The sequence below is a fragment of the Agromyces terreus genome, assembly GCF_009749465.1.
Taxonomy (GTDB): Bacteria; Actinomycetota; Actinomycetes; order Actinomycetales; family Microbacteriaceae; genus Agromyces; species Agromyces terreus.
In genome coordinates this window covers 1-6592 of record NZ_WBIS01000020.1, presented here as the reverse complement: position 1 = coordinate 6592, position 6592 = coordinate 1, and the positions used below count along the sequence as shown (strand labels likewise).

At 71.5% G+C, this 6592-nt stretch carries 6 protein-coding genes; 4 read left to right on the top strand and 2 right to left on the bottom strand.

What is annotated here, in order from left to right; genetic code table 11:
• Positions 1-591 precede the first annotated feature (591 nt).
• The 4 genes from rplJ (at position 592) to GQQ92_RS16325 (ending at position 3344) form a co-directional block, all read left to right on the top strand.
• Positions 592-1080 carry a 50S ribosomal protein L10 gene (gene rplJ / locus GQQ92_RS16340; RefSeq protein ID WP_157000371.1) on the top strand — a complete coding sequence of 163 codons (489 nt, stop codon included), beginning with the start codon at positions 592-594 and terminating at the stop codon, positions 1078-1080.
• Between the two features lie 49 nt (positions 1081-1129).
• Positions 1130-1513 carry a 50S ribosomal protein L7/L12 gene (rplL, locus tag GQQ92_RS16335; RefSeq protein WP_157000370.1) on the top strand — a complete coding sequence of 128 codons (384 nt, stop codon included), beginning with the start codon at positions 1130-1132 and terminating at the stop codon, positions 1511-1513.
• A gap of 140 nt (positions 1514-1653) precedes the next feature.
• A complete protein-coding gene (locus GQQ92_RS16330) occupies positions 1654-2109 on the top strand; it encodes a MarR family winged helix-turn-helix transcriptional regulator (RefSeq protein WP_157000369.1) in 456 nt (151 codons plus the stop codon).
• Complete coding sequence (locus GQQ92_RS16325; RefSeq protein ID WP_157000368.1) at positions 2106-3344, top strand: MFS transporter; 1239 nt, start codon at positions 2106-2108, stop codon at positions 3342-3344. Before GQQ92_RS16330 ends, GQQ92_RS16325 begins: the two co-directional genes overlap by 4 nt.
• A gap of 20 nt (positions 3345-3364) precedes the next feature.
• Here GQQ92_RS16325 and GQQ92_RS16320 read toward each other — a convergent pair whose 3' ends face one another.
• Complete coding sequence (locus GQQ92_RS16320) at positions 3365-4507, bottom strand: Gfo/Idh/MocA family protein (protein WP_157000367.1); 1143 nt, start codon at positions 4505-4507, stop codon at positions 3365-3367.
• Positions 4504-6450 (bottom strand): DUF6807 family protein, encoded by a 1947-nt coding sequence (locus GQQ92_RS16315; RefSeq protein WP_157000366.1) that lies wholly within the window; start codon positions 6448-6450, stop codon positions 4504-4506. Before GQQ92_RS16315 ends, GQQ92_RS16320 begins: the two co-directional genes overlap by 4 nt.
• Between the last annotated feature and the right edge of the window lie 142 nt (positions 6451-6592).

Here is a 6592-nt window from a genome sequence, read left to right as displayed (position 1 = left end):
CGCCCCGCCCGGCCCACCCACCTCGCGCACGCCGCCCGATCCGCCTGAGTGCGGAATCGGCGCTCAAGTGCACGATCGGCGGCACCGATTCCGCACTCGGGCATCGATCTCGCACTCGGGTACCGAAAGCGCACTCGGGCGCCGATTCCGCGCTCGGGCGCCGAGGTCGCACTCGAGCACCAAATTCGCACTCGGTACCGATTCCGCACTCGGGTGCCGATCGCGCACTCGGGCACCGATCGCGCACTCGGGCGCCGGCGCGCGGGGTGGTTCCGGGCGGGCGCGGGTCGGCCGTCCGCACGTGCCGTCGGGCGGCGTCGACCGGCGCGATTTGGCCGCGCGCGCCGCATCCGGTAATGTGTGCCGAAGCCGAAGACCGCTGGTTGTCGCGCGCATCGAGAGATCCGCGACCGAAGTCTTGCGAAAGCAAGGGCCCGCGCAGGTGTGACGAAGACTTTCCGATGCAATCGGGCCAGGCTCCGCGCAACTGCGCCGGAGCTTTTTTCTTGCCCGCATCACCTCGCCTCCCGAGCCGCGATCCGAAGCCGTGCACCGCCACCGCGCTGCATGTCGAGTACACAAGGAGTGGCCATGGCGAACAAGGAAGCCTCGGTTGCCGAACTCACGAACCTGTTCGAGAGCTCGACCGCCGTTCTGCTGACCGAATACCGCGGCCTGACGGTTGCCCAGCTCAAGCAGCTGCGCAACAGCATCCGTCAGGACGCGAACTACGCCGTGGTGAAGAACACGCTGACCAAGATCGCCGCGAACAACGCGGGGATCTCGACGCTGGACGACGACCTCACCGGTCCGTCCGCCGTCGCCTTCGTGCACGGCGACTTCGTCGCCACCGCAAAGGCCGTTCGTGACTTCGCCAAGGCGAACCCGAATCTTGTGATCAAGGGCGGCGTCTTCGAGGGCAAGACCCTCAACGCCGACGACGTCAACAAGTACGCCTCGCTCGAGAGCCGTGAGGTTCTGCTTGCGAAGGCAGCGGGAATGATGAAGGCGACGATGGGCAAGGCTGCCGCCACCATCGACGCGCTTCGCGAAAAGCTGGAGACCGCCGAGGCCGCGTAAGCGCCCGACGATCTCGTTCTGAAAACCCCAAACATCTAGGAGATACATCATGGCGAAGCTCACCACTGAAGAGCTGCTCGAGCAGTTTGCCGGTCTGACGCTTGTCGAGCTCAGCGAGTTCGTGAAGGCGTTCGAGGAGAAGTTCGAGGTCACCGCGGCCGCTCCCGTCGCCGTCGCAGGTGCCGCAGGCGCCGGTGCCGGTGCCGAAGAGGTCGAGGAGAAGGACTCGTTCGACGTCATCCTCGAGGCTGCCGGCGACAAGAAGATCCAGGTCATCAAGACCGTCCGCGAGCTCACCTCGCTCGGTCTCGGCGAGGCCAAGGCCGTCGTCGACGGTGCTCCGAAGGCCGTGCTCGAGGGCGCGAACAAGGAGACGGCTGACAAGGCCAAGGAGGCCCTCGAGGCCGCCGGCGCCACCGTCACCCTCAAGTGATCGCCGCCCTCGCGAGAGGGTTGCAGCTTGAGGTGACCTGCGTCACCTGAATCACGGATGCCCCGTGGCTCGTCATGAGCCGCGGGGCATCCGTCGTCTCCGGGGCAGCTTATATAGCTTGGCTATGTATAATCGTTCGCATGACCCAGCAACTTCGCACCGTGCTCGGCGACCTCGTCTCCGTGAACAGCCGACTGACCCGCCTCGCGGCATCCGCGAGCGGCAACACCGAGTCGCCCGCCATCTGGCGGACCATCGCCGTGCTCCGCGACCTCGGGCCCATGCGGCTCGGCGAGCTCGCGCGGGTCAGCCGGGTCAGCCAGCCCACGATGACGAAGCTCGTGCGCGCCCTCGACGAGCGCGGCTGGGTCCGCCGCATCGCCGACGCCGGCGACGCCCGCGCCTGGCTCATCTCCGCGGACCCGAGCGGCATCGCCGCCCTCGACGCGTGGCGCGAGGAGATCGCCGCGGTGCTCGAGCCCACGTTCGACGACCTCAGCGACGACGAGGTCGCGACGCTCGCCGCATCCGTCGAGATCGTGCGCTCCCGCCTCGAGCGGGCCCGCGCCGCGCGCATGGCCGGAGACGTCGCATGAGCGCCGGGCACGCGGCATCCGAATCGATCCTCAAGCAGCCGAAGGCCGTCTGGGCCGTCGCCTTCGCGAGCGTCATCGCGTTCATGGGTATCGGCCTCGTCGACCCGATCCTGCCGGCCATCGCCGAGAGCCTGCAGGCCACGCCGACCGAGACCGAGATGCTCTTCACGAGCTACCTGCTCGTGACCGGCATCGCGATGCTCGGCACCAGCTACATCTCCAGCCGCATCGGCGCGAAGAAGACCCTCCTCATCGGGCTCGGCATCATCGTCGTGTTCGCGGCGGCGGCGGGGCTCTCGCAGAACGTCGAGTCGATCATCGGCTTCCGGGCCGGTTGGGGGCTCGGCAACGCGCTGTTCATCTCGACCGCGCTCGCGACCATCGTCGGCGCCGCGTCGGGCGGCTCGGGCGCCGCGATCATCCTCTACGAAGCCGCCCTCGGACTCGGCATCGCCATCGGGCCGCTGCTCGGCGGCCTGCTCGGCCACCTCAGCTGGCGTGGCCCGTTCTTCGGCACGGCCGTGCTCATGGCGGTCGGCTTCATCGCGATCGTCGTGCTCCTCAAGGGCGCGCCCGACGACCCGAAGCCCGAGCCGACGAGGCTCTCGGCCCCGATCCGGGCACTCGGGCGACCAGCGCTCGCGGTGCTCGCCGCCGCCGCGCTGTTCTACAACATCGGGTTCTTCGTGCTCCTGGCCTACTCGCCGTTCCCCCTCGGGTTCGATGCGCTCGGCCTCGGCTTCACCTTCTTCGGGTGGGGCGTCGCGCTGGCGGTCACCTCGGTCTTCGTCGCACCCCTCTTGACGGCCCGGATGCCGCGGACCCTCGTCCTGCGCATCGCGCTGCCGCTCCTGGCCGTGGTGCTCGTCGCGGCGGGCCTGTCGATCGAGTCGCCCGAGTGGCTCGTGGTCTGGATCATCGTGGGCGGGCTCGTGCTCGGCGTGCTGAACACCGTGCTCACCGAATGCGTCATGGAGGCCACCGACCTGCAGCGCTCGGTCGCCTCGAGCGCCTACTCCGCGGTGCGCTTCCTGGGCGGCGCGGCGGCCCCGCCGGCCGCGGCCGAGCTCGCCCGCCTCATCTCACCGCAGGCGCCGTACTACGCCGCCGCCGGTTCGGTGCTGGTGGCCACGCTCATCGTCGTCGTCGGGCACCGGGCGCTGCGCCGGGTCGACGGGGAGGCCGAGCCGGCGCTCGTCGAGGCCGAGGCTATCGCGGTGGGCGACGCGGCGTAGCGGTCGGGAAGCCGGCCCGCTCAGGCGGGGGCGTCGCCCGCCCACGGCGCGCCGAGTTCGCGGAACGTCCGCCCTTCGAGCACGACCCGTTCCGACCACGACTCGAGGTCGCGCACGACGCGCCGGTCGCCGTCGGCATCGCTCACCCGGTCGATGAACCGAGGGTCGATGGGGCTCGCCGGCTCGCCGGTGCGCACGGCCTCGAGCACGCGCATGAACGCGCCCGTCGAGGCGGCCGGAACGAGCAGCGGGGCGCCGTCGCGCACGTGGTCGACGAGGTTCGCGAGCAGGCCGGTCCGGGCGTGCGAGGTCGTCGTGGGCAGCTGCGCGCCGAGCGGGAGCACCTGCACGAGGTCGAGGGTGTACCAGAGCACGATGCGTCCTTCGGAGCCGCGCACGATGACGCAGGGCTCGGCGCGCTCGGCGGCCGTGAGGCTCAGGGCTGCGGCGACGCTCGCGCCGTCGGCGAGCGAGACGACGAGCGAGGAGGTGTCGTCGGCCTCGATGTCGTTCGCGCGGTGGAGATCCAGGCGCACGTCCGAGACATCCGACGTCGTCGTGGCCCCGGCGACCGCCAGCGCGGTGGCCATCGCGTGCGCGAGCGGGTTCGTGACCGCCCCGTCGACGACCGGCACGCCGTCGAGCGTGCGCCGGCCCGCCCACGGTGCCCGCCGCCAGTACTGCTCGGTGCGCGGCCACGTGCCGAGGGCGCCGTATCCGGAGACCTCGCCGATCGCGCCGGCCGCGATGAGCTCGCGCACGGCGCCGACGGCCGAGGAGCCGAGGCTCTGGAACCCGATCTGCACGGCCCGTCCGGTGCCCTCGGATGCCGCGACGAGGCGTTCGAAGTCCGCGAGCGTCGGCGTCGGCGGCTTCTCGAGGAGCACGTGGGCTCCGGCGTGGAGCGCTGCATGGGCGAGCGGCAGATGCGTGTGCATGGGGGTGGACAGCACGACGACGTCGAGGTCCTCGTCGCGCAGCATCCGCTCGGTGTCCGTGTAGGCGGCGACGCCGTCGAGCGTCGCGTCGGGAGGTCGCGGGTCGGCGACCGCGACGAGCCGCATGCGGCCGGAGCGCTCGAGCTCGAGCGCCGTGGTGACGTGGCCGGCGCCGTGCCCGTGGATGCCGGCGATGCCGACCCGGAGGGTCCGTTCGGCCGTCATCGGGCGGCGTCGGGGTCGCGGAGCCCGTTCGGATTCGCGAGCGCCGGCTTGAGGTCGAGCCCCTCGATGTCGGCGTTCGCGCTCTCGCCGAGGCGGGCGGCGAGCTGTTCGAGCTCGACGGGGTCGGTGATGATGCGATCGACGATGAGCGCGTCGACGCCGAGTTCGAGCCGGCCCCCCTCGGGGATGTGCACCTCGTGCTCCCACGCGATGGCGGGACCGACGCCGAGGTACTCCGACACCCTGGCGAACCAGGGGAGCGGTTCCCGGTCGGCGGGCTGCGCGAGCAGCACGGTGACGCGGCGCTGGGAGTCGACGACCGCGAGCCAGGGCGAGCGGGAGCCGTGCGCGGCGGCCTCGCCGACGCCGTCGCGGGTCACGACCGTCGCCTCCCACTTGGGGAAGCGCCAGAAGAGTCCGCCGTAGCCGGCGCCGTCCCGGCCGTTCGTGGCCGGCGATCCGAGGCGGAGGGCGCCGAAGTTCGCGGCGAGGGTCGACCGCCAGCCGAGCATCCACGCGTCGCGTTCGCCGACCCTGGTCTGCCGGCCGGTGATGCGCCGCACCTCGCTGAGGTGCGCGACCTCGCGCTCGTCGATCCAGGTGAGGCGCTCGACGAACGCGTCGCCGACGAGGTCGAGCCCGTCCCGACGCTGGAGCCCTTGGTTCTCGAGCATGACGGACCCGACGCCCTGCACGTAGGTGCGCCCGCCCCAGTACGACGTGCCGTTGACGTCGGGCAGGGCGACGCCGATGCCGAAGTGGTGCAGGTGGTCGGTCGGGTGCACGTCGGTGACCCGCACGCCGCCGAGCGATTCGACGGGGTGCAGGTACGGTCGCGGCGAGAGCACCGAGTCGATCGTGCGCCCCTCCTCGTACCGGGCGACGACCCGGTCGCCGATGCGCAGGATCGGGCGGCCGGGGGAGAGCCATCCGGTCGCCTCGGGGGCGGGGCCGGTGCTGCCGCGCACCTGCAGGATGGCGCGGTAGGAGAGCGGATGCGTCGCCGGCGTGCCGGCCATCGCGTCTCGGAGGCGGCGCCACGCCTGCGCTCCGAGCTCGACCCGCGGCACCGACATCGTCGTGAGCGGGGGTGCGGCGAACCGGGCGAGCGGAACGTCGTCGATGCCGGCGACCGAGAGCTCTCCCGGCACGTCGACGCCCAGCTCGCGGAGCCGGGCCAGCAGGCCGAGGGCGATGAGGTCGTTGAAGGCGACGACGGCGGTCGAACCCGAGGAGAGCACCTGCTCGGCGGCGCGATAGCCGTCCTCGATCTGCGATCCGCCGGCGATGTCGTCGATGTGCGCGTCGGCGTGGTGGGCGACGAACTCGGCGAGGCCTCGGCGGCGGAGCCCGTCGGCGTAGGACTGCGGAGGGCCGGCGACGTAGGCGATGCGCGTGTGCCCGAGCGAGAAGAGGTGCTCGGCGAGCGAGCCGGCCGCGTGGGCGTAGTCGATGGAGAGCTCGGCCGCCGGGTCGCTGCCGACGGGGCGGTTCACGACGACGATCGGACCCGATCGTGCGAGCAGGGTCTCGAGTCGTTCGGCGGGCATGCGGGGGGAGACGAGCACGAGGGCGTCGCAGCGGGACCTGGCCTCGGCCGCGATCACCTCCTCGTCGCCGACGCGTTCGGCGGTGTCCGCGACGAGCACGCGGTAGCCGTCGCGCTCCGCCTCACGGCTGAGCCCCTTGAGCACGCCCTGGAACATGGGGTTCTCGAGGTCCGGCACGACGAGGGCGACGGTGTTGCTCCGACCTCGAACGAGGTTGCGCGCCATCTGGCTGGGGGAGTAGTTGAGCTTGTCGATCGCGTCGAGCACCTTGGCGGAGATCGAGGGGTCGACCGTCGTGTTGCGGTTCAGCACTCGCGACACCGAGGCCTGCGAGACGCCCGCGTACTCGGCCACCTGGGCGATGGTGACCTGACGTTGGGGCGGGTTCGGCACGGGGACCTCCGTCGTGGTTGGTTCGATACTGCACCCGGTCGGCGGGGTGCGCGCGGTGCTCCGGTGGCGAGCTTCGGCTCGTCCGGGAAGGATCTCGACGGGCCGTGGCCCTGAGTTCTCGCGGTGCGGATGCCGCGGCGTC

What these genes read in the sequence shown, in the direction of transcription:
- rplJ (WP_157000371.1), top strand. Translation starts at nt 592, where the DNA reads ATGGCGAACAAGGAAGCCTCGGTTGCCGAACTCACGAACCTGTTCGAG.
- rplL (WP_157000370.1), top strand. Translation starts at nt 1,130, where the DNA reads ATGGCGAAGCTCACCACTGAAGAGCTGCTCGAGCAGTTTGCCGGTCTG.
- GQQ92_RS16330 (WP_157000369.1), top strand. Translation starts at nt 1,654, where the DNA reads ATGACCCAGCAACTTCGCACCGTGCTCGGCGACCTCGTCTCCGTGAAC.
- GQQ92_RS16325 (WP_157000368.1), top strand. Translation starts at nt 2,106, where the DNA reads ATGAGCGCCGGGCACGCGGCATCCGAATCGATCCTCAAGCAGCCGAAG.
- GQQ92_RS16320 (WP_157000367.1), bottom strand. Translation starts at nt 4,507, where the DNA reads ATGACGGCCGAACGGACCCTCCGGGTCGGCATCGCCGGCATCCACGGG.